This window comes from Flavobacterium noncentrifugens (assembly GCF_900100375.1).
GTDB classification, from domain to species: Bacteria; Bacteroidota; Bacteroidia; order Flavobacteriales; family Flavobacteriaceae; genus Flavobacterium; species Flavobacterium noncentrifugens.
Genome location: NZ_FNEZ01000003.1, coordinates 255643 through 276585, shown reverse-complemented (window position 1 = coordinate 276585; position 20943 = coordinate 255643). Strand labels below are relative to the sequence as shown.

Genomic DNA, 20943 nt, shown 5'->3' with positions numbered 1-20943 from the left:
AACAATTGCCGTAATTTTAACCGATTCAAAAAATATTCCAATGCTGAAATGGATTGACATCATCCGGTTTGCAAACTACAGCAATCCGGCTCCCGATCATAAAGTCGTAAAATCAGCTGCCGAATGGAAGCAGGAACTTACCGATGAAGAATTTCGCATTACCAGGTTAAAAGGCACTGAACGCGCGCACAGTTCAGAGATGTGTTCTTATTTCGAACCTGGAAAATATGCATGCATTTGCTGTGGAAGTCTATTATTCGATGGCGGAGAAAAATTTGAAAGCGGCACCGGCTGGCCGTCATTCATGCAACCTATGGCTGAAAATGCAGTGGCATATCACAAAGACATCAGCTTCGGGATGGTTCGCATTGAAGCACTTTGCAACACCTGTGACGCGCATCTCGGCCACGTTTTTCCCGATGGCCCGGCACCGTCAGGATTGCGTTATTGCATGAACGCCGTTTCGTTGCAAAAAGTCGGCAGCAAGACCCGAAAAATTACTTTTGGCGGCGGCTGTTTTTGGTGTACAGAAGCCATTTTCGGACAGCTGAAAGGCGTTGAAAAAGTCGAAAGCGGTTACAGCGGCGGGAACATCAGCAATCCTACCTATCGGGAAGTATGCAGCGGAATGACCGGACATGCCGAAGTGATTGAAATCACTTACGATCCAGATGAAATTTCGTTTGAAGATTTAATCCTCATACACCTAAGTACGCACAATCCGACCACTTCCAACCGGCAAGGCGCCGATGTAGGAACGCAATACCGAAGTATCATTTTCTATAGAAATGCTGATGAAAAACAGAGAGCAATAGACGTTTTGAAAGAAATGCAGCCTTCTTTTGGTGAAAATATCGTGACCCAAATTGCACTTTTCGAACAATTTTACAAAGCCGATAGCGACCATCAGGATTATTATGCGAACAATCCCGAAGCGCAATATTGCGAAGTTGTCATCCATCCGAAACTCCAAAAGTTTAGAATATTATACAAAGAAAAAATCAAATCCGAGAAACAATCATGATTAGAAAAGCGGCATTCGGCGGTGGCTGTCATTGGTGTACCGAAGCGGTTTTCGCTGCATTGAAAGGCGTAATTGCTGTCGAACAAGGCTGGATTGCTTCGGATGGGGAAAATGACACTTTCTCTGAAGGCGTAATCGTCACTTTTGATCCAGATACGATTGGTTTTAAAGTCCTGATTTCCATTCATCTGCATACGCACAGCGCGACTTCAGTGCATTCGATGCGCGGCAAATACCGGTCGGCGGTTTATGTATTTACCGATAAAGATGCGGCAATTGCAGCCAAGACCATTGAAACGCTTCAGCAGGATTTTGAAACCGAAATCATTACGAAAGTACTTCCGTTCAGGGATTTTAAAAGAAACAATCCCGAAGCGTTAAATTATTATTTCAATGATCCACAAAAGCCATTCTGCGAGACTTACATCAATCCGAAATTAAAAATGCTGCTGTCAAAATTTACTGCTGTTGCAGATTTGGAAAAACTTCAGCATTTAATCTGAATCATAACTGACGCTTCAAAAGCCTGTCTGAAGCCTTCACTTGTAAAACGTTTGCTATTGACAGAACCAATTCTTCCGTCGTTTTTTCGTTGGTATTGACTGAAATGCTGTAATCGTTATATGGTTTGTACCTTTCGGCAGAAGTGACAGAAAAAAGCCCGATTACCGGTGTGTTTACTGCACTCGCCAAATGCATCATGCCACTATCGGCACCAATAAACAGTTCGGCGTTCGATATCACCGCACCAATTTCACGGATGCTTTTGCTGAAAAACGAAGGTGCTTTATAATCGATTTGCGAATCATCATGCGCCGGCAATATCTCGACAATATGGTAATCCGGAAATTCGTTTAAAAGACTTTGGTAGAAAGGCATCCACCACGTTTTGGGATAGCACTTTTCGCCCGTTGCATACGTAAAGATGCAGATCGTTTTTTTAGAATTTCCGGTAAGATGTTGTAAAATGTCTTTGCCACGTGCTTTTTCAAAAGCGTTGAGTCTAAGGTTTAAAGGCGGTATTCTTTTATTTGCCTGAGCAATTGGAAAATACCTTCTGAAAGTATAGACCGGGTTTTTCGCCATGTGCACAGCATCTGGAAAAATGGCTGAAAGGCTTTCGGTTTCATTGGCAAAAATCTTGTGGTTTGCCCGTGAAAACATTACGGAAAGCTTTCCCGAAGAGGAGTTTTCAGTCGCATTTATAGCAAGATCATAATTATTTTTCCTGATCTTGAACCATTTTAAAATGTAAGAAAATAAATGGCTGAAAGGCTTTGCCGGCAATTCGATAATGTTTCCGATTTCAGGATAATTTTTAAGGATGACAGGAGCGAGGCTTCCCTTTACGAATAAGTCGATCGTGCATCCGGGAAAATGCTGACGGATTTCCTGGATCAATGGCGTGAGCATCAATAAATTCCCGAGTCGCGCATTTGGCCTGCAAATCAGGATTTTTACTGCTCTTGAATTGCTGATCAATACAGGATAAAAACCTTGCTTTTGGCGTCCGATGTTTCCGGTGAGCTTTTTCATGAAAACCCTTCTGAACTGGTTGATGCTTTTTAAGATCTTCATAGATTCAATTGTTTTTTCGCTGATGCAATTTCAGACTAAAAGATAGGAACACTGTTAATCCACAGTTAAGAAAAAGTGTTTTTTGCTGATTAATCGGTAACGAAATTTAATAAATGTGAAATTCGTTAAAATGATTGTCAAAGATTTACACCATGTGTTATGAATCTTGCAATATTTGAATATCGAAATGTTATTCAGATTATAGAAATGTTTATCAACTTTGAAACAATTACTACAAGGTTTTACGGAAACTATCGGCAGGCAACTTTCGTAAATCATAACAAACGAATCATTATGATCATCCGACTTTCAATTCTTAGTTTGCTTACTTTATTTTTGATGGCTTCCTGCGCTTCAAAGAAAATTAAAGATGTCTGTTACATTTCTGCAAATCTAAAAACAGAGTCAAATCAGCCCAAGCTCAACATTTTTACAAAAAGAAAACTTTCAGATAAAAAAATGCCAGTGCTGATTTTTGTCCACGGCGGAAACTGGAATACCGGAAATAAAGACCAATATGGTTTTTTCGGACGAAATTTTGCAAAAAAAGGCATCGTCACCATCATTCCAGATTATACGCTCAGTTCCGATGCAGATTATAAAATGATGACTCGGCAAGTTGCAGAAGTGATACTTTGGGCAAAAGCAAATGTTCAGAAATACGGTGGCGATACTGAGCAAATTTACATTACCGGACATTCAGCAGGCGGGCATTTGGCAGCTTTGGCTACTCTTGATCCGCAATACGGTATTAAACCTGGCGCCATTTCGGGAATCATCCTAAATGATGCTGCCGGGCTTGATATGAAAAATTATCTAGAAGAAAATCCGCCAACGGAAACAAATAATTATGATGTTACCTGGGGTAAAGATCCATCAGGCTGGCGCAACGCTTCGCCAGTCTATTATTTAGATGAAAATGCGCCGCCGTTTTTAATTTACATCGGACAAAAAACCTATCCGTCAATTAAAGTTGCCAATGAGCGATTTTTAAAACGCCTGCACGGTTTTCAACCAAAAGTGAAACCGATTTCTGTGAATAAAAGCCATGTTCCAATGATTTTACAATATATTTTTCCCTGGAGCGACAGGTATAAAGAAGTCATTGATTTCATGAAAATACATAAAAAGAATGCGCTATGAGGTTAGTTTTTTTCAATGAAAATCTGCCTGATGGAAGCCAAATGAGAAAATAAAACCAATGGTACTAAAAAAGACGGAAGCAGTGCAAAAGGAAAATACAAAATCGCGACATTGGGCTGGTCGAAAGCAAATTGCTGCAACGTTCCGGGAACAGAAAGCAACGCATTAACGACAACATTTAAAAGCAATCCGAGACAGATAAAATTCCACGCCAGCAACAATTTGCGATTCAGATTCTGACTTACGAAGGCGAAATAATACACAATCGGCGCAGAAATCCCAGACAGGATATCGAAATTCCGTCCCTCAAATGTCATGATCTCCGGAACGGCTTTGTATGCAAACAGCCAGAAAAGCACAAATTCAACCGGTATCCTGATGATTGAAAATAGCGTCAGGCGTTTGATGTCAAGGCTGTCAATGAACGTTTTTCCTTTCTCTGTGCAAAACAGAAACAGCATTAAAATAATCGTTGGCATGACCAATAATGGAAAACGCGGCGGAAATGCATCGGTAATCAAATAAAATCCCGACAGACTCAAAAACGATTGAAAAGCCAGCCAGCACAAGGCAACGATCAGAAATGCTTTGGAATAATTTGTGGCTTTATAAAACAAAAAACCGCCGCCGGCTGTTGTAAGTCCGAAAACGAAAAAAATGTAAAAAGGGATATTTTCCATGGTATGTTGATTTTTATCATACAAAGGACGTTTGTAAAAAAACATCAAAGCCTACCATTTGGCAAGAAATCAAAAAGGTTATTTTCGTGCTGATTCTTTCCTGATCCTGCTCAGCGACGTATCGGTAATGCCAAGGTAAGAGGCAATGTGTTTCAGGGAAGCATTCCTGAAAATGTCGGGGCGGCTGTTGATGAGGTTTTCATAGCGCTGCTCTGCTGTAAGATTGATCATTGAAAGCGTTCTTTCTTTCAGTGCTATAAAACCGTTTACAAGATTGGCGCGGCCAAATTCCCTGAATTCTGGAATCGAATGAAACAATACCTGAAAAGTGTCATAATTCACTTTCCAGCCGGTACAGTCGGTCAGCGCCTGAAAACTTTCGGCTGTCGGGATTCGTTTTAAAAACGAGGCGACTTCAAAAACGATCGTGTTGGGTTTGTAGAAATTTGTTGTCACTTCATTGCCTTCGGTGTCGAGTGTAAATGCCCTGATGAATCCGCTTTCAAGGAACAGGAAATCATTGGAAATTTGGCCTTGAGCCAACAACAATTCATTTTTTTGGTAAGAAACCTGCTCAAAATCTGCAGCAGCAATAACCGCCACCGCATCAGACATGACCTGGATTTGCTTTAAAAAATGAATCAACGCTGTTTTATCGGCCTCCATAAATTATGATTTAGACATTTCGTTCCTGTACAACGGATACAACCGGGCAAATGCGGTCGCTCCTGGCATGGTCTGGAAAAAGGCAAGTATGTAAGCTTTAGTGCTGCATGCGAGTACGATCCCGGCAACCGTTGCGGAAAAACAAAGAAACAATATTAAGGCAGATCCCGTTTCATATTTTCCTTTTTTTAGAAGTTGCAGGCCATTTAAACCCGCAATGGCCAGAAAAAGGTTATAAAATCCCTGATTGATAAAAAGTTTTTTGAGCACAAGCGCCTGTAGCGGATAATCCAAAGCAACGGGATTTTCGATAAAATAAAGCAATCTGTTGTACACTTCGGGCTGCATCCAGAATATGGCTTCGATCAAAAAAAACATCAGGTGGACTGCAATGGTTAAAAAGACCAAAATTTTCGTGACATTGTTTAAGGCGTTTTTCATCATATATGGTTTTAAGATCATGCAAAGATCGCACAGATTGGGAACTGTAAACAGCAGGGCGAAAATTATCAGTAGCGGATAATTTTATCCATAAGACTGAATGATGTAACTTGCTGTAGCTTAATCTGAGAAAATGTACGAAAAAAAAATACCGAAAGACCTGAGTTGCGGACTCAACATTGCCATTGAAGTCATCGGCGGAAAATGGAAAGCGAATTTGCTGGCAAACATCAGCAAAGGTATTATTCGTCCTTCTGAACTGCACAAATCGATTCCGCAGGCATCGGCCAGGGTTTTAAATCAACAGCTTTCTGAACTGGAATTACACGGAATTGTCGAAAAGAAAATTTACAATGTACTTCCGCCAAAATCAGAATATTCGCTGACTAAAAATGCCGAAAGCGTCCTCGAAGTACTGCGTGCGATGAAAAGCTGGGGCGAAGGCTACAAGGAAATTTTTCATGAATTGACGCAAAATTCCAGGATTGAAGGCCATGATGGTATAGCAAATCAGGAAAGCTGTTCTTAAAATTTAAAGCTGATATTTTGCTTTATTGTGTAATAATCGGCTAAAATGCTGTAATCGGAACTTGGTATGAGAAACGTATCTTTCAAAGATGGATTTATAAAAACCCAACTATATATTTAAAAAAACAAATAACATCATTATGAACATTACACTTTCACAAGCAGAACACATCATTATGGCTGCAAAAGAAAAAGCAGCAGAAATTGGAACAAAAATGAACATTTGTGTAGTTGATGCCGGTGCAAATCTCGTAGCATTTGTGCGCAATGACGGCGCTTGGCTGGGTTCAGCAGACATCGCGATCAAAAAAGCAAAAACTGCGGTTTTTTTTCAAATGAATACTGAAAAACTGAGTCCGCTGGTGCAGCCTGGCCAGCCTTTATTTCAGATCGAGCATTCAAATAACGGATTAATTACATTTCCCGGAGGCGTGGTCATTAAGGATGCTAATGGTGAACTTATTGGCGCCATTGGCGTTTCCGGAAGTACCGTCGATGACGACCAAACGGTGGCTGAAGCCGGGGTAAAAGCATTCTCTTAAATCTTTTACGAAAAAATAAAAGCAGGCTAATAGATTGTAGAATCTGTTAGCCTGCTTTTATTAAATAAATTTCAACCTGTTTTTAAAAGTACCGGTACGGATTTTCCTATTTGCTAAAATAAAATTGAAATGAAGATACTCTGGAAATATTTAAGTCCGCACAAAAACCTCGTTTTCCTTTCTCTGCTTCTAGCGGCTGCTGCCCAATTGCTGACTTTGGTCGATCCTGTGATCTTTGGGAAAATCATCGACGAATATGCGACAAATAAAAACAATCTTCCCGAAAACGAACTCATGCAAGGCATCACCAAATGGCTTGCACTCGCTTTCGGGATTGCGATATTGGCGCGTTTGTCCAAAGCGGCACAGGATTACATTACGCGCAAAGCGGTGGCTGCATTCGGGATGAATATATTTAACGATGGGTTAAAGCAAACACTGCGGTTGTCCTATCAGGAATTTGAAGAGAGCAGGAGCGGAACGACTTTATCGGTGCTTCAGAAAGTTAAAACCGACGCCGAAAGATTCATCAATTCGTTTATCAATGTGTTGTATGCGTCGCTGATCGGCGTGGGCTTTTTGTTGTGGTACAGCATCAATAAGAACTGGCTGTTGGTTCCGGTTTTTTTCGTGGGTGTCGTTTTATTGGGTTCGCTGACGGGATTGGTATCCAAAAAAATCAAAGGGATCCAAAAATCCATTAACAGGCAAACCGACAGGCAGGCGGGCGTGATCACGGAAAGTTTGCGCAATATCGAACTCGTCAAAAGCCTCGGACTCACATTTGCCGAGATCCGCAGGCTTAACGAACAAACCGCAAGAATTTACAAGCTTGAAATGCTGAAAGCCAGGAAAGTGAGCTTTCTTTCGTTCTTGCAAGGCAACATGCTGAACCTGCTCAAGCAGTCGATCTTGTTCATTTTGCTGTGGCTGATTTTCAGGAAAGTGCTTTCAACAGGCGAACTCATTGCGATGCAATTTATTTCAACAGCGATATTCACACCGCTTCAGGAACTCGGCAACATGATCATATTGTACCGCGAAGCCGATGCGTCGCTCAGGTCTTTTGACGCCTTGATGAAAAGGCCGATCGAGCAGCGTCCCGAAAATTCTGTTGAGGTAGGCAAATTGGAATCGCTTCGGTTTGAAAATGTTGTTTTTAGGCATAAAACTGCCGGATACAACGCAATTGACGGCATTTCATTTGACATCCGGCTTGGAGAAACCATTGCATTTGTTGGGCCGTCGGGTTCCGGAAAATCGACTTTGGTGAAATTACTGGTGGGTTTGTATGTGCCGAATGCCGGTGCTATTTATTTCAACGAAATCAATTCAGGCCAGATCCGGTACAATCCACTGCGACGGCAAATCGGATTCGTGACCCAGGACACACAACTTTATGCCGGGACAATTAAAGACAATCTGTTGTTTGTGAATCCAGCTGCCACCGATGATGAAATCAAGATGGCGTTAAAAAAAGCGGCAGCAACTGCATTGGTTGCCAAAGCTTCGAATGGACTCAATACCGTGTTGGGCGAAAGCGGCATGAAACTATCGGGTGGTGAAAAACAGCGGCTTTCAATTGCCAGAGCCTTGCTGCGACAGCCGCCACTATTGATATTTGATGAGGCCACATCAGCATTGGATTCGCTTACCGAAGAAGAAATTACGGGCACGATAAAAAACATTTCACTGGAGCGCAAACAAATGACGATCCTCATTGCACACCGACTGTCAACGATCATGCACGCCGATACGATTTATGTACTCGAAAAAGGAAAAATATCTGAAACCGGTTCTCATGAAGATCTATTGGTGCGAAAAGGATTGTACTATTCGATGTGGCGCCAGCAGGTTGGGGAAAGGCGTTAGGCCAGCAGCTTGTCACGCAGTTTCATGAATGGTTTTTCGACTGCAAAATTCAACAATATGGCTGCCATTGTACAGGAAACGATGCAAATAACCAGCATCAGGTTAGAATTTAAATGGACGTTTTCCAGAAGCTTGTGTGTCATGTGGATCACGCCTTTATGCGTCAGATAAATGGCATAAGAAAGTGTTGCGATGAACGTCGTAACCTTTGAATTCCATTTGTAGATAAAGCTTGTTGGGCTGATCGCGCCAATAACCATCAGTCCGTAACCAAACGCAATCAAAGGAAATCCAAAAACCGACGCGTTGAAAGTTTGCTGGTCTTCGCAAAGGAAATAAGCGCCTGATAAAACCGCAAGGCTTAATGCCAATGCCAGATTTCCATAAGCTGAAATCTTACCCCATGTTGCTGGCAAAAACCGGTGAATTGCCGCAATCGCCACTCCGGCCAAAAGTCCGTCAAGCCGGTTGTATGTTGGATAATAAACGTATTTGTACCAATACATCCAGGGATTTTCACCATTAATCTCCGGAAGGTACAACTGATTGAAACTGTAAAACCGGATTGCTAATCCGAACAAAAACAACAGCAATAAAAGCCAGTAAGCATGTTTGAAAAGTTTTGAAAACTGAAGGAAAATTAGGATTATGGGCAGGAACAAATAAAAATGCTCTTCCACGCAAAGCGACCAGGCATGCGAAAAGGTGCCAAAATCTTTCAGGTTTAATCCAAGGTTTTGCGTAAAAGTCAAAAATTTCCAAAGTGGCGGCAAAGCTTCTTTTTCCCGAAAAAACGGCATGCAAAAATACACTCCGACGGTGGCCAGAAATGCAGGGATGATCCTGAAAAAACGTTTAAGGAAAAATATTTTAAAAGAGATTTTCCGTTCTTGTTTGATTTGAAAAAACAATTGCGATGAAATTAAAAATCCGCTCAGGACAAAGAACAGGTCGACACCGGTCCAGCCGAATTTTGCAAAGCCCGGCAACCATTGTGGTTGTCCGTTGCTAATGATAAAATAATGAAACAAAAAAACGTAGCTTATCGCCAAAGCCCGCAAATGGTCAAGGCCGTAAAATTTTTTATGGGTAAGTTCCGATGCCACTAAGAGGTATTTTAAATTGGATTGAGAAAAATAGATTTATGCAGGTTAAGTTTCCGTGTACTGTTTCCATTTGGCCTTGTTGGCTTTCAGGTCTTCAGCTGTCGCAGATAAATTGTTGTTTTCGATGTGAATTTTGAGTCCGTTGAGGAACACGATTTCGATTCTTCCATCGCTCATTACATCGCAGCAAATGGGTTCTTCCCAATTGTATATTTTTGAAAGAATTACATGGGCAGCAATTCCTTTGTTGTGGTCATCGAGGATTTTGATGAGTTCCGGGGTTGCTTTTTTTCCGATGGAAACCATTTCACTTCCGAAACTTCCGGAAATTCTTGGTGACATTTTTTGTGCAAAAATAAGATAAACGTCTTTATTGTCAATCTTTTGGATTAAAGAGTCAATTTTTGTTTGGGCGATACTGCTGAAGCCGGTGATAAATGCAACGGCAAAAATCAGGTTTTTTAGAATTTGTTTCATTATTTTTTGGTAGATTATTTTAGTCTTTCGAGAACCCCTTTTCTTTTTACGATATTCTTATAATCCCATTGGATGTCGCGGGATTTGACGAGCCAGTTTTTAAGATCTTCAATATTAATTTTTTCAGTTGTGTTGTAGCGCGCTTCGGATGAAGGCCATTTTCTTCAAAAGTCTGTCCGCTACAAAATATTAGCCTCACACTGTCTTTGAGTTTGCTGCCCACGACCGGATTACTGTTTAAAAACCAAACCGGATGCCGGTGCCAGATTTTATTTTTTGCTTCAGGAAGTGCTTTATCAATTTCAATACACAGCAATTCGAAGATTTTTTTATCGGCTTCAGCTTGTGAACCGTTATAAGCCCGAATGTCTGGATTCATATTTAGGTTGTGGTTGATGCACCGAAGTTATGCAAAAAAAGTTCCCTGTAATTTATGCCTTTCCGCAGATGGAAGGTTTTTTATTAACATTCGTTCGATCGTGCAAGCAATGTCCGGAATTTTATAAAATTCAGAACTGATTTGTACCTAATTTTACAAAGCAACACAACGAAAAAAATTTTCTCCCGATACGAAGACGACGGGTGTCAGTTCGTCGACGAGGCTGTAGTTGGGCATGTACTTTCCACCCGTTCGTACATGTGTAAACCTAACGCCGGCGCGTAAAGCGGAATCCGGTCAGCAACACGGCGGTTCGGAAGAAAATGAAAAAGTCCCTTTACTGGGACTTTTTTATGCCTGGGATTCGTTTTCGGACAGCGTTTTCAATGAAGATTGCGACAAGAATTCCAGCGATGTAGCTTAAGATATCCGACCACGAAAAAGAATTCCCAAGTACTGTCTTTGCAAGCCGGGAATGTTCAAGCCCAAGTATTCCGACAAGATTCAGATATTGGGAAGCTTCAACAGCAAATGAAAACAGCAAAACGAAAATGGCAGTTTTCAGTACAGGAATATCCAAAAAAGATTTTACGAAGCAATAGATCAAAACGACGACTAAAAAATCTCCAAAATAAGGCCGGATGAAATCATCATGAACATAAAGCGCAATGAGCACTTCAGTTATGAAAAGCAAAGCGGCAAGTAAAAAATACCTCAAATTGAATTGAATCATCTGGTTTGGATGGCGTTACATTTCAAACGCAAATTACAGATTTAAATTACAATGATTTTTGTACTTGCCGAAAAGTTAAGTTGATCCTTGGCAAAATAGTTTTAGCGGTTTTCGGAACCTGATGCTGCCAGAAACTGTTTGTTGTTCCTGCCATCAGTAAAAACGAACCGTGATGCAACGGAATTTCGACCTGCGGGATATCTTTCCGATGCTTGTGCCGCAAGCGAAACAGGCGCGTTTCCCCAAAACTGACCGATGCAATTACTGGATTGATCCCGGTTTTATCCGTATGGTCGCTATGCCACGCCACGCTGTCATTCCCGTTTCGGTATAAATTCAAAAGCACGGCATTGAAATGTTGCGCGGTTTCGGTTTCTACTTTTTTTCGGATGTCGAGCAAATCTGGCGTAAATTCCTGTTTTGTCACATTTATTTCTGAATTGTCCGGTTCTTCGTACCAGGAAACCATTCGCGGAGCGGTTACTTTTTTCTCGAAAAGCTCCATTTCATATTCGCGCCATTTGGTTTGTTCCAACAATGTATTGTAATAATAATCTGATGCTTCTTTATCAATAAATTGGTCAATCAGTATCAAATCGCAATCGGGCAGGTCGAATATTTTTTTACCGCGGTTTCCCGATGTAAAGATTTCAGTGTCTTCAAACAGTATCATGTTGCAATTTTTTTTTAAGGAGTAAACGCAATGTTTGTTCGTCCTGCTTTCCACCGAAATAGTGATCGAGTACTTGTTGGAAAACAACATCTGCATTCAAAACATTGGCAAATAAAGTCATGCACGAGCGAAGTTTGAGATCGTCCGGATTTCCAAATATTTCATTTGCAGATTTTTCTTTAATATTCAAAACCGCCTGCGAAATTTCGATCAGGTGTTTACCAAGAACCGGATGCGACAAAAAAGCCGTTGCTTCTTTAAGATCGCTGATGCTGTAAAACAATGCTGTGTCGCTGTGGCCGAGGCCTTTGAGTTGCGGAAAAACAAACCACATCCAATGCGTCAGTTTGCGCCCAAACCTGATTTCGGATAAAGCTTTGAGATAGGTTTGGTTCTGTGCATCCAGAAACCGCTGCAAGGCGATTGTTTCATTCGCGACTGCCATGATGTTATGATTAAGTGTGTTATGACTATAAATAAAATAATTTCAAATTTAGGCTTTTAAATCCCTAAATTAATTATATTTGTAGGGATTTAAAATCCCTTTAACATATGCTGTACATTTCGGACAACCTTAAGTATTTGAGAAACAGGCGAAATTTTTCCCAGCAGGAAGCGGCCAACGGTTTGCAGATCCCGTGTGAACGCTACAAAAAATATGAGTACGGAAAAAATACGCCGCCAGCAGAAACCCTGTTGCTGATTTCGCGTTTCTATCATATCAGCATTGATTTGCTGCTGACTATCGATTTGCGGAAACTCAACGTCGACAATCTTTTGAAACTCGACGACAACCGAATCGTACTTCCCATAACGGTCGATGCCGATGGGAATAATTTTATTGAAATCGTTCCGCATAAAGCGCGTGCCGGTTACCTTACTGGTTATGCCGATCCCGAATTTATTGAAAATTTACAGCAAATTTCGCTGCCTTTTTTAGGCGTTGGTAAATTCCGGGCTTTTCCGGTCGGAGGAGATTCGATGCCGCCACACAATGATCTCAGTTTTGTTATCGGTAAATATGTCGATAACCTTGGCGAGATCAAAAAAGAGAAGACCTACATATTGATTACACTCAGTGAAGGCATTACTTATAAAAGGCTTAGCAGCAAAAATGCAGAATCGTTGACGGTTGCCCCGGACAATATCATTTACAATCCGTATGAAATCAAACTGTCAGATATTCTTGAAATCTGGGAATATGTGGCGCACATCGGGCGTGATGATTCCAAATCTGATTTGATCAGCCCGGACAATCTTTCGGGCATTTTGAGCGGCATGCAAAAAGATATTGCGGCCATCAACCGAAAAATCGGATAGCCGCAAAAGATCTATTTCATGTCCACAAAATCTGCTTTTTGTATGCTGAATTTTTTTGACGGAACACTGGTGCTGTCATTCAGTTCGTTGAATTTTGCGTTCATCACCCAGACCTCATTTTTGTTTGCTGTTGCAGTCGATGGAAAAGCAAAACGGTCTTCATATTTCGTCGCTGATTTTACCTTTGCAGATTTCCAATTATCTGTACTTTGCAGTTGGTAAATGCGATTGCTTCCGCCGTTTTGTACCAATGTCAATGTGCTGGAATCATTGAGTAAAAGTCCGTCAGCATTCATAAAAAACTGCGGCAATTCTACACGGGTGATATTTGTTGGATTTGCAACATCAACTTTAAAAACAGTTCCTGCGCCACTGCTTGAAACCAGCAGAAAATTTCCGGGATTCCAGACAATTCCGTTGAGTCCGACACCTTCAGTCTTAAACAAATCGCTTTTTGCAAAAACCGATGCTTTTCCATCGGGAGATACCTTATAAATGACATTTGCAAAACTATCGGTCACATAGGTATTTCCACTTTTATCGAATGTCAGATCGTTTGGAAAATGTTTTCCTGGAACCAATCCCGATAAATCTACATCCATGACTTTTTTTGCTGATTTTAAATCGATTGCAATTAAATGCGCGAGTTTTTTATCGGTGTCGGGCGATTTGAATTTGCTGTAATTGGCATCGCCAACGCAGGCAAACAATCGTTTTTGATCGTTGCTGACCTTTAATCCGTAAGTTGATTTTAATTCCGGGCTTTGGTAAAATATTTTGTACTTTCCATCAGAAGATACCTCGCCGATCGTTCCAAGCCTTGCTGACGAAACATAAAAATTATTGTTTTTCGGATTGAATGTGACGCCTTCGGGATAACTTTCGGGCGCTTCAAATTCAATTTTATGGGACGGCGCAACAAATAACGCTGCGATCGCCATGATCGGATATATAATGATTTTCATGATTTATTTTTTTGAAGTTGGTTTCACACAGTAAATAATTCCGTTGGCATCATCAGAAATATAAACGATTCCGTCATTTGCAATTGCCAATCCCGACGGACGGCCGAAACGTTCTTTATTATTATTGATCAGAAATCCCGAAAGGAAATCCTGTGATCCGGAAGGCTGTCCGTTTTTAAACGCAATTCGTTCGACTTTGTAGCCAACGACATTCGTTGCATTCCACGAGCCATGCCAGCACACGAGCGCATCGCCGCTGAACGGCGTTCCCGCGCCAAAAAACTTAAAATCGATGGGAGCGGAGTGCGCCGGGAATTCCATTACAGAAGGTTCAGAAGCTTTTGCGATGTCTTCTTTGGTTGTGCCAACAGGATCTTCGCGGGTTTTGTCTACTTCCCGTTTTCCGTAAGCAAATGGAAATCCGTAATCTGTATTTTTTACAAGTCGATTCAATTCTTCAGGCGGCCAGGTGTCGCCTTTAAAATCTGATCCGTTGTCAACGCCCCAAAGTTCGCCAGTTTGCGGATGCCAGTCGAAACCAATTGTATTTCGAAGTCCCGATGCATAAATAGCGCGTTTCCATGTTTTTGGATCGGCAGTTAATATGGTCGCGGTTTCTTTATCGCCCACGCAATCGTTGCATACACTTCCTACGGTAATATACAACAGGCCATCTGCTCCGAAATCAATGGTGCGGTTGGAGTGTTGCCCGCCGCTAGGCAAATCGTTGATCAGGATTTCTCTGGCATCACTGTCGGCAGATCCGTCCGGTTTGAGTTTATAGCGGCGCACTTCGTTGTTGTTGCAGCCGTAAAGCCAGCCCTCTTTTATGGTAATTCCGTGAACGCCTTTGAAATCGGTTACAGCGGTTTTGACTTCGTCATATTTATGGTCGCCGTTTTTATCGGTCAGCAATAAAATATCGCCGGCATCTCGTCTGGTTACATACAATTCTCCGGGTTTTCCGAAGAAAAGCATGCGCGGTTTTCCAAGTCCGGAAGCGGCTATGGAAACTTCCCATCCAGCAGGAACTTTAAGGTTTTTAACCAAATCCGGCGTGAAGTCGACATGTTGTGCATAAGTGGTTGTCGTATTGATCTTGACGACATCTTTCGGCGGAATTCCTTTTTGTGAATGGGCAGGATTTCCTTTTGCAAGCAAGATTGCAGCCGTTAAATAAAATATTGTAGTGTATTTCATGATTTCTGGTATTGAAAACGGAGACAAAAAGCCTCCGTTTTATTTTGAATACTTGTGTAAAGGCTTGTTGTAAGTTACAAACCTAAAGCAGATTTTAATTTTTTAGCAGCCAGTCCCTGTGCGTCTTTCGCCTGCGGAACTACAGCTGCCATTCCGAAGAATTCATGTGTAACACCGTCATACAATTTATATTCCGTATCGACATTTGCAGCTTTTAGTTTGTCGGCAAGCAATTTTCCTTCGGTTTGCAACGGATCAATTTCGGCGCCGATGATTAATGTTGGTGGAAATCCGGCAAGGTTTGCTTTTACCAAACTGATTCGCGGATCGGCTGCCTGCGCTTCATTCGCGAGATAATTTTTTACAAACCAGCCCATCATGGCTTTATTCAAAGGTTTCGCCATTGCGTATTTGGTATAGCTTTCAGCATTCATATTGTTATTGGCAACCGGATAAACCAACACCGCATACAACGGAACCATGATTTTTTTATCGCGCGCCATCATACTGACGTTTGCTGCAAGATTTCCGCCTGCACTTTCTCCGGCAACGGCAATTTTAGCTGGATTTCCATTAAAAGAAGCGGCATTATTGAGTACCCATTGGTAAGCATCAAAAGCCACATTGTGTGCGGCTGGGAATTTTTTCTCAGGTCCTTTTGGATATTCCACCGAAACGACGATGGCACCTGTTTGTTCGCAAAGTCCCTGAGCGCCTCCATTGTACACATTAATGTTGGCAATCACAAATCCGCCGCCATGATAATAAACAACCACCGGAAACGGTGCTTTTCCCGCTTTTGGAGTATAAATCCTGATGTGTGTTTTGCCACCAGTAACGGGAATGTCTTTCCCGATGGTATCGCATAAAGGCAACGGCATGGTCATGTTGTGGTCTTTCATTACGGCCATTACTGCATCGGTTGGCGTGGGTTGCAAACGTGCTTCTTTGGCGTCAAGCGTTTCAATTGGTTTACCGCCAAGACTTACAAGTTTTTCAATGACAACGGCCATTTCAGGTTTGATATTTTTTCCCCATTCAGGCGCAGGGCCAACTGGTTTTAAATCGGCATCTTTATTTTCGGAAACGATGCTGTCGTTTGCTTTTTTTTCGGGAAGGTCTTTAGCCGGATCTTTTTTGCATCCAAATGCGATTGACAACAAGGCACAAAAGAAGATTGGTTTTAACAGTGGGTACACTTTGATTTTCATATTGGATAATTTGTAGTTGGATTTATAACACTAATTTCCAATTTTTTGTGTCCGATTTATTATATGATTTTTTTTAATCTTTCGACAATTATAAGATATTTGCGTATAAAGATGGGCTACCCATTATTAATCTTTTATTTTTTATGGATTTGATTAATAATGAGTACCTTACGCCGAAGTAAATCTGTATTTTGGTTTCTCACAGCCTTTCCTGCTTCAACGTTCTGATGACAACTGTTCCAACGATTTTTTATACAGATGACGACGAAGATGATCTGTTTATATTTAAAGAAGCGGCAAGGAATATTCTTGTTCGTATTGAGATATTCAATCTTGGTGACAAACTAATGTTCGCACTACACAATCCGCCGCCTTTTCCAGCAATTATTTTTATCGATCTGAATATGCCAGGTATTTCAGGATACGATTATATTGAACAAATCAGGTCGTTTGCATTGCTTGAAAATCTTCCAATTGTTGTCTTGAGTACTGCAAGTGATCCGGTTACGATTGAACGATGTAAGAAAATAGGCGTCAATTATTACATCACAAAGCCCACATCGATGCAGCTTTTAACAAAGTCGATTGAATTTGCGCTTCGAATAGAATGGGAAAATTTCAATCCGTCCCTGGCGCAGTTTCATCACAAACATTAACGAAACGAATAAGTTATATTAATAATACAACCTGAAATCCAATAATTTGCAAAGCGCATAATATTTTTGATGCAGTGCTTCAACGATTGCTATGACATTGTCTTCCTCTTCAAATAAACTGAAAAAGGCTTTGTCGAGATTGCTGCTCGTGATTTTATGGAAAGTGGTTCCATAGCCCGAAATGGCTTTAGCTCCAGTAATATCCAAAAAATACTGCGCTTCCTCAGCACTGAGATCCAATATTTTTTCATTTGCAAAATGCAGGATTTTGCCTCTTAATTTCCCTTCAAAGATTTCTGCAATTTCTTGGAAGCTGTAGTAGTAATCGTTTAATTGAATGCTGTTTCCCTCGCCCTGCATCACCAGATAAATGATCTCGTAATTTTTAAAATTGAGGTCATTATAAAGCAGGGCATTGATGCTGTCTTCAAACCCTTCAATCGTGTCGCAGGTTTTGTAAATGCTGTCGATTCCGAGTTCGTAAGCCAATTCTTCGAGGTTTTTAACCGTTTCCGTTGTGATTTCTTCATCAACATCGGGAACGGCTTCAAGGCAGAAAATAAATTTATCGTCATCCATACAATGGTGTTTTGTAGCTATAGAAACAAATTTACAAATGTCTTTTTTTAAATTATTCATAAACTTTCGAACAATAAATAATATATTTGGAAAACCAAACTGGTTTACCAATATCCAAATTATGAAAATCCCTTTTATCAAGAAATCAACATTCGGTTTATTATTATTGTTTCAGATGGCAGTTGCGCAGGAGCATCCGAGTTTGGTGCTCACTCCGCAAAGCGTAAAGGACATCCGGGCGCAACTGGGAAAAGTACCGCTTTTTGACGCTTCATTAGCCGATGTAAAATTTGAAGTTGATGCCGAAATTGCGCTGGGAATCGAAGTCCCGATACCGAAAGATTTTTCCGGAGGTTATACACACGAACGCCACAAACGAAATTTCCTGATCATGGAAAAAGCTGGGGTTTTGTACCAGATTTTGGGAGATGAAAAATATGCGGTTTACGTTCGTGATATGTTGTTGGCTTATGCCAAATTATACCCAACGCTGCCTTTGCATCCGCAGGAGCGTTCTTATGCACGTGGAAAAATTTTCTGGCAGGCACTGAACGATTCGAATTGGCTGGTTTATGTGAGCCAGGCTTACGATTGTGTGTATGATTTTATTTCGCCAACCGACCGCGCACATCTCGAAAAAGATTTGTTCAGGCCGTTTGCCGATTTTATTTCGATCGGGTCGCCGCAATTTTTCAACCGCGTACACAACCACAGTACGTGGGGAAATGTAGCTGTTGGGATGATCGCTTTGGTGTTGCATGACGACGAACTTTTAGATCGTGCCTTAAACGGATTGAAAAATGACGGATTGCCTCCCGGAATGAAAGACAGCGACGGCGGATTGATCAGAAAAGAAGGACAAAAGACAGGCTTTTTAGCCAATGTTGACGAACCGTTTTCTCCTGATGGCTATTATACTGAAGGTCCTTATTATCAAAGGTATGCGATGTATCCATTCCTGATTTTTGCCGAAGCGCTGCAGAACAACAAGCCCGATCTGAAGATTTTCGAATATAAAAAAGGGATTTTGGTCAAATCGGTTTATGCTTTATTGAACCTAACGAATTCGGCCGGAGAATTTTTTCCTTTGAACGATGGGCAAAAAGGCATGTCGTATTATTCGCGTGAATTGGTTTCGGCTGTGGATATCGCGTATTTGTTTGGCGGAAAAGATCCGTCGTTGTTGTCGATTGCCGAAAAACAAGCCCGCGTTTCATTAAATAGCCCCGGTATTGCTGTGGCATTGGGCATCAGGGACAAATTGGCCAAGCCATTCGAAAAAAAATCCATTGATTTATCGGATGGAACCGATGGTAAACAGGGCGGCGTCGCCATTATACGAAATAAAACAGGCAATGACGAACTGACATTAGTCATGAAATATGCCGCCCAGGGTTTGAGCCACGGCCATTATGACAAACTTTCATTTTCGTATTATCACAACGCTACCGAAATTTTGCAGGATTATGGATTGGCGCGGTTTGTCAACATCGAACAAAAAGGCGGCGGAAATTACCTGAAAGAAAATACCACCTGGGCGAAGCAAACGATCGCACACAATACACTGATCCAAAACGAAACGTCACATTTTAACGGCGATTTTGAAACCGGGAATAAATTCGCTTCCGAGAAATATTTTTATGACGGATCCAATCCGAAAATACAAATTATCAGCGCAAAGGAAAATAATGCCTATCCGGGAACTACGCTGCACAGAACGATGGCGCTGATCCAGGAAGACGGATTTGAAAGGCCTTTTTTGCTCGACATCATGCAAGTCGATTCTAAAACTGCCAACCAATATGATTTGCCGTTTTATTATTTCGGGCAATTGATGTCGGAGAATTTTTCGTTGGAAACTCCGAAATCGCTTGAGCCGCTCGGAAAAAAGAATGGATACCAGCATTTATGGAAAGAAGCTTCGGCAACTTTATCTGAACCGAATGCAAAAATTTCATGGCTTGATGAGGAACGTTTTTACACATTGACTGCTGTAACACATCCAAACGACGAAGTCTTATTTGTCAGAACAGGAGCAAACGACCCGAATTTTAATTTGCGACGCGATCCGGGAATTATTTTCAGGAAAAAGAACGCGAAAAATTCCACGTTTGTATCGGTACTGGAATCGCACGGAAGTTACAGTACCGTTACGGAATCGGCAGTAAATGCTTCGAGTAGCATTGCTACATTGGAAATCGTTTACGAAGATCCTTATTATATAGGAGTGAACATAAAAAATAAGTCGGGTGTTTCTTCCTTATTGCTGTTTTCGACAAAAGACAATAGCGCCGTTAAAAAGCATCAGCTAAAAATAAAAGACAAGACTTATAAATGGACAGGCGTTTATTATAAAACCACAAATAAATAAAAAATAAATTATGCAAACTTTTGGATCAAGTGCCGCATTCCTGATTGGGGATGAAATTGAATGGGAAACCGTTGGCGAAGGCGTAAAACGCAAGATCATGGGCTATGACGATACGATCATGCTCGTAAATGTATCGTTTGATAAAGGCGGAATCGGGCCGATGCACGAACATTACCATGCGCAGGTGACTTATGTTGTTGGCGGGGAATTTGAAGTAACGGTAGGAGAAGAGACAAAAATCCTAAAAGGCGGTGATTGTTTTTACATCAAACCACATGTCTGGCATGGTGCGAAATGTTTGGAAGCCGGAATCCTTATTGATGTTTTTAGTCCGATTCGGGAAGACTTCATGAAATCGGTATAATATCAGTAGTCAATTATCATTTAGCGTTGGATCTTTTGAGCAAATAGAATTTGTTTTGAAAGATCCAACGTTTTATTTTAACCTTTCCAGTAATGATTTGGTATCGGGATAATCAAACTATATCGTTGTAAATACCAACAATTACAGGTCTTTAACGAAATCGTTTTTTCTGGTTATTATGAAACAATATTTCTGTATTCCTATCGAATTCTGATAAAAATCAGTTTAAAAAAACAGCATCAATAGTTTTTTCGGCAAAAAAAATTCATTTTAACTTTTTTATTTTAAAAAGAAAACTATATTTGGTTTTCCAAACTGGTTATCCAATTTGGAAAACCAAATAAAATGTTTCAAAACACATTTTAAAAAAAATACCACTTCAGATTAAATCTTAATTTGAGACCAACAAAAACCAAACATTATAAACTAAACAAT

General features: G+C 40.9%; 24 protein-coding genes and 1 pseudogene. 11 read left to right on the top strand and 14 right to left on the bottom strand.

Going from position 1 to position 20943, the window contains the following annotated elements; genetic code table 11:
- Window positions 1-40: 40 nt before the first annotated feature.
- The 3 genes and pseudogenes from msrB to BLS32_RS10815 all read left to right on the top strand — a co-directional run.
- A pseudogene (gene msrB, locus BLS32_RS18695) lies at window positions 41-478 on the top strand (peptide-methionine (R)-S-oxide reductase MsrB); the annotation flags it as partial.
- Complete coding sequence (msrA, locus tag BLS32_RS18690; protein ID WP_245699430.1) at window positions 452-1024, top strand: peptide-methionine (S)-S-oxide reductase MsrA; 573 nt, start codon at window positions 452-454, stop codon at window positions 1022-1024. The pseudogene msrB and the gene msrA, both read left to right, overlap by 27 nt.
- On the top strand, window positions 1021-1527 hold the full coding sequence (locus BLS32_RS10815; protein ID WP_091395395.1) for a peptide-methionine (S)-S-oxide reductase: 507 nt from the start codon (window positions 1021-1023) through the stop codon (window positions 1525-1527). The genes msrA and BLS32_RS10815 overlap by 4 nt, the downstream gene beginning before the upstream one ends.
- A gap of 1 nt (window position 1528) precedes the next feature.
- On the opposite strand, the gene BLS32_RS10810 is transcribed toward BLS32_RS10815, so the two are convergent.
- A complete protein-coding gene (locus BLS32_RS10810) occupies window positions 1529-2602 on the bottom strand; it encodes a glycosyltransferase family 9 protein (RefSeq protein ID WP_091395393.1) in 1074 nt (357 codons plus the stop codon).
- A gap of 294 nt (window positions 2603-2896) precedes the next feature.
- On the opposite strand from BLS32_RS10810, the gene BLS32_RS10805 reads away from it, so the two are divergent.
- Window positions 2897-3745, top strand: coding sequence for an alpha/beta hydrolase (locus BLS32_RS10805; RefSeq protein WP_091396101.1), 849 nt, complete (start codon window positions 2897-2899; stop codon window positions 3743-3745).
- Between the two features lie 2 nt (window positions 3746-3747).
- Here the strand turns inward: BLS32_RS10805 and BLS32_RS10800 are convergent, their stop codons facing one another.
- The 3 genes from BLS32_RS10800 to BLS32_RS10790 form a co-directional block, all read right to left on the bottom strand.
- Window positions 3748-4425, bottom strand: coding sequence for a hypothetical protein (locus BLS32_RS10800; protein WP_091396098.1), 678 nt, complete (start codon window positions 4423-4425; stop codon window positions 3748-3750).
- A 78-nt stretch (window positions 4426-4503) separates the two neighbouring features.
- Window positions 4504-5091, bottom strand: a complete 588-nt coding sequence (locus BLS32_RS10795) for a Crp/Fnr family transcriptional regulator (protein ID WP_091395390.1) — start codon at window positions 5089-5091, stop codon at window positions 4504-4506.
- Between the two features lie 3 nt (window positions 5092-5094).
- Window positions 5095-5532: a DUF1304 family protein gene (locus BLS32_RS10790; RefSeq protein ID WP_170227559.1), complete on the bottom strand. Its 438-nt coding sequence runs from the start codon at window positions 5530-5532 to the stop codon at window positions 5095-5097.
- Window positions 5533-5665: 133 nt separating this feature from the next.
- On the opposite strand from BLS32_RS10790, the gene BLS32_RS10785 reads away from it, so the two are divergent.
- The 3 genes from BLS32_RS10785 (at window position 5666) to BLS32_RS10775 (ending at window position 8474) form a co-directional block, all read left to right on the top strand.
- Complete coding sequence (locus BLS32_RS10785) at window positions 5666-6061, top strand: winged helix-turn-helix transcriptional regulator (RefSeq protein WP_091395383.1); 396 nt, start codon at window positions 5666-5668, stop codon at window positions 6059-6061.
- Between the two features lie 139 nt (window positions 6062-6200).
- Window positions 6201-6602 (top strand): GlcG/HbpS family heme-binding protein, encoded by a 402-nt coding sequence (locus tag BLS32_RS10780; protein ID WP_091395380.1) that lies wholly within the window; start codon window positions 6201-6203, stop codon window positions 6600-6602.
- A 129-nt stretch (window positions 6603-6731) separates the two neighbouring features.
- On the top strand, window positions 6732-8474 hold the full coding sequence (locus BLS32_RS10775) for an ABC transporter ATP-binding protein (protein ID WP_091395377.1): 1743 nt from the start codon (window positions 6732-6734) through the stop codon (window positions 8472-8474).
- Here BLS32_RS10775 and BLS32_RS10770 read toward each other — a convergent pair.
- The 6 genes from BLS32_RS10770 to BLS32_RS10745 form a co-directional block, all read right to left on the bottom strand.
- Window positions 8471-9580 carry an acyltransferase family protein gene (locus BLS32_RS10770; RefSeq protein ID WP_091395374.1) on the bottom strand — a complete coding sequence of 370 codons (1110 nt, stop codon included), beginning with the start codon at window positions 9578-9580 and terminating at the stop codon, window positions 8471-8473. The two genes, BLS32_RS10775 and BLS32_RS10770, sit on opposite strands and share 4 nt — an antisense overlap.
- Window positions 9581-9625: 45 nt before the next feature.
- Window positions 9626-10057 (bottom strand): hypothetical protein, encoded by a 432-nt coding sequence (locus BLS32_RS10765; RefSeq protein WP_091395371.1) that lies wholly within the window; start codon window positions 10055-10057, stop codon window positions 9626-9628.
- Between the two features lie 46 nt (window positions 10058-10103).
- Window positions 10104-10436, bottom strand: coding sequence for a hypothetical protein (locus BLS32_RS10760; RefSeq protein WP_245699415.1), 333 nt, complete (start codon window positions 10434-10436; stop codon window positions 10104-10106).
- Window positions 10437-10773: 337 nt separating this feature from the next.
- Entirely contained in the window at window positions 10774-11169 is a 396-nt protein-coding gene (locus tag BLS32_RS10755; protein ID WP_091395368.1) for a ribosomal maturation YjgA family protein, read from the bottom strand.
- 46 nt (window positions 11170-11215) lie between these two features.
- The gene (locus BLS32_RS10750; RefSeq protein ID WP_091395365.1) at window positions 11216-11842 is read right to left on the bottom strand and encodes an alpha-ketoglutarate-dependent dioxygenase AlkB family protein; all 627 of its coding nucleotides are present in this window, start codon (window positions 11840-11842) and stop codon (window positions 11216-11218) included.
- Window positions 11829-12287 (bottom strand): DUF1810 domain-containing protein, encoded by a 459-nt coding sequence (locus tag BLS32_RS10745; protein ID WP_091395362.1) that lies wholly within the window; start codon window positions 12285-12287, stop codon window positions 11829-11831. Before BLS32_RS10745 ends, BLS32_RS10750 begins: the two co-directional genes overlap by 14 nt.
- A gap of 107 nt (window positions 12288-12394) precedes the next feature.
- Between BLS32_RS10745 and BLS32_RS10740 the strand changes: the two genes are divergently transcribed.
- Window positions 12395-13162, top strand: a complete 768-nt coding sequence (locus BLS32_RS10740; RefSeq protein ID WP_091395359.1) for an XRE family transcriptional regulator — start codon at window positions 12395-12397, stop codon at window positions 13160-13162.
- A gap of 11 nt (window positions 13163-13173) precedes the next feature.
- Here BLS32_RS10740 and BLS32_RS10735 read toward each other — a convergent pair whose 3' ends face one another.
- The 3 genes from BLS32_RS10735 to BLS32_RS10725 all read right to left on the bottom strand — a co-directional run bounded on the left by BLS32_RS10735 (window position 13174) and on the right by BLS32_RS10725 (window position 16538).
- Window positions 13174-14127 (bottom strand): gluconolaconase, encoded by a 954-nt coding sequence (locus tag BLS32_RS10735; RefSeq protein WP_091395357.1) that lies wholly within the window; start codon window positions 14125-14127, stop codon window positions 13174-13176.
- A gap of 3 nt (window positions 14128-14130) precedes the next feature.
- Window positions 14131-15327 carry a PQQ-dependent sugar dehydrogenase gene (locus BLS32_RS10730; protein WP_091395354.1) on the bottom strand — a complete coding sequence of 399 codons (1197 nt, stop codon included), beginning with the start codon at window positions 15325-15327 and terminating at the stop codon, window positions 14131-14133.
- 74 nt (window positions 15328-15401) lie between these two features.
- Entirely contained in the window at window positions 15402-16538 is a 1137-nt protein-coding gene (locus tag BLS32_RS10725) for an alpha/beta hydrolase (protein WP_091395351.1), read from the bottom strand.
- Between the two features lie 227 nt (window positions 16539-16765).
- On the opposite strand from BLS32_RS10725, the gene BLS32_RS10720 reads away from it, so the two are divergent.
- Entirely contained in the window at window positions 16766-17194 is a 429-nt protein-coding gene (locus BLS32_RS10720) for a response regulator (protein ID WP_091395349.1), read from the top strand.
- 18 nt (window positions 17195-17212) lie between these two features.
- Here the strand turns inward: BLS32_RS10720 and BLS32_RS10715 are convergent, their stop codons facing one another.
- The gene (locus BLS32_RS10715; RefSeq protein WP_091395346.1) at window positions 17213-17773 is read right to left on the bottom strand and encodes a DUF6642 family protein; all 561 of its coding nucleotides are present in this window, start codon (window positions 17771-17773) and stop codon (window positions 17213-17215) included.
- A 121-nt stretch (window positions 17774-17894) separates the two neighbouring features.
- Here BLS32_RS10715 and BLS32_RS10710 point away from each other — a divergent pair, with 121 nt between their 5' ends.
- Window positions 17895-20144, top strand: a complete 2250-nt coding sequence (locus tag BLS32_RS10710) for an alginate lyase family protein (RefSeq protein ID WP_091396096.1) — start codon at window positions 17895-17897, stop codon at window positions 20142-20144.
- 10 nt (window positions 20145-20154) lie between these two features.
- Window positions 20155-20508, top strand: coding sequence for a cupin domain-containing protein (locus tag BLS32_RS10705; RefSeq protein ID WP_091395343.1), 354 nt, complete (start codon window positions 20155-20157; stop codon window positions 20506-20508).
- Window positions 20509-20943 lie beyond the last annotated feature (435 nt).

Excerpts from the sequence above, each read along its gene's own strand:
- msrA (WP_245699430.1), top strand. The coding sequence starts at position 452 with ATGAACGCCGTTTCGTTGCAAAAAGTCGGCAGCAAGACCCGAAAAATT.
- BLS32_RS10815 (WP_091395395.1), top strand. The coding sequence starts at position 1,021 with ATGATTAGAAAAGCGGCATTCGGCGGTGGCTGTCATTGGTGTACCGAA.
- BLS32_RS10810 (WP_091395393.1), bottom strand. The coding sequence starts at position 2,602 with ATGAAGATCTTAAAAAGCATCAACCAGTTCAGAAGGGTTTTCATGAAA.
- BLS32_RS10805 (WP_091396101.1), top strand. The coding sequence starts at position 2,897 with ATGATCATCCGACTTTCAATTCTTAGTTTGCTTACTTTATTTTTGATG.
- BLS32_RS10800 (WP_091396098.1), bottom strand. The coding sequence starts at position 4,425 with ATGGAAAATATCCCTTTTTACATTTTTTTCGTTTTCGGACTTACAACA.
- BLS32_RS10795 (WP_091395390.1), bottom strand. The coding sequence starts at position 5,091 with ATGGAGGCCGATAAAACAGCGTTGATTCATTTTTTAAAGCAAATCCAG.
- BLS32_RS10790 (WP_170227559.1), bottom strand. The coding sequence starts at position 5,532 with ATGAAAAACGCCTTAAACAATGTCACGAAAATTTTGGTCTTTTTAACC.
- BLS32_RS10785 (WP_091395383.1), top strand. The coding sequence starts at position 5,666 with ATGTACGAAAAAAAAATACCGAAAGACCTGAGTTGCGGACTCAACATT.
- BLS32_RS10780 (WP_091395380.1), top strand. The coding sequence starts at position 6,201 with ATGAACATTACACTTTCACAAGCAGAACACATCATTATGGCTGCAAAA.
- BLS32_RS10775 (WP_091395377.1), top strand. The coding sequence starts at position 6,732 with ATGAAGATACTCTGGAAATATTTAAGTCCGCACAAAAACCTCGTTTTC.
- BLS32_RS10765 (WP_091395371.1), bottom strand. The coding sequence starts at position 10,057 with ATGAAACAAATTCTAAAAAACCTGATTTTTGCCGTTGCATTTATCACC.
- BLS32_RS10760 (WP_245699415.1), bottom strand. The coding sequence starts at position 10,436 with ATGAATCCAGACATTCGGGCTTATAACGGTTCACAAGCTGAAGCCGAT.
- BLS32_RS10755 (WP_091395368.1), bottom strand. The coding sequence starts at position 11,169 with ATGATTCAATTCAATTTGAGGTATTTTTTACTTGCCGCTTTGCTTTTC.
- BLS32_RS10750 (WP_091395365.1), bottom strand. The coding sequence starts at position 11,842 with ATGATACTGTTTGAAGACACTGAAATCTTTACATCGGGAAACCGCGGT.
- BLS32_RS10745 (WP_091395362.1), bottom strand. The coding sequence starts at position 12,287 with ATGGCAGTCGCGAATGAAACAATCGCCTTGCAGCGGTTTCTGGATGCA.
- BLS32_RS10740 (WP_091395359.1), top strand. The coding sequence starts at position 12,395 with ATGCTGTACATTTCGGACAACCTTAAGTATTTGAGAAACAGGCGAAAT.
- BLS32_RS10735 (WP_091395357.1), bottom strand. The coding sequence starts at position 14,127 with ATGAAAATCATTATATATCCGATCATGGCGATCGCAGCGTTATTTGTT.
- BLS32_RS10730 (WP_091395354.1), bottom strand. The coding sequence starts at position 15,327 with ATGAAATACACTACAATATTTTATTTAACGGCTGCAATCTTGCTTGCA.
- BLS32_RS10725 (WP_091395351.1), bottom strand. The coding sequence starts at position 16,538 with ATGAAAATCAAAGTGTACCCACTGTTAAAACCAATCTTCTTTTGTGCC.
- BLS32_RS10720 (WP_091395349.1), top strand. The coding sequence starts at position 16,766 with ATGACAACTGTTCCAACGATTTTTTATACAGATGACGACGAAGATGAT.
- BLS32_RS10715 (WP_091395346.1), bottom strand. The coding sequence starts at position 17,773 with ATGGATGACGATAAATTTATTTTCTGCCTTGAAGCCGTTCCCGATGTT.
- BLS32_RS10710 (WP_091396096.1), top strand. The coding sequence starts at position 17,895 with ATGAAAATCCCTTTTATCAAGAAATCAACATTCGGTTTATTATTATTG.
- BLS32_RS10705 (WP_091395343.1), top strand. The coding sequence starts at position 20,155 with ATGCAAACTTTTGGATCAAGTGCCGCATTCCTGATTGGGGATGAAATT.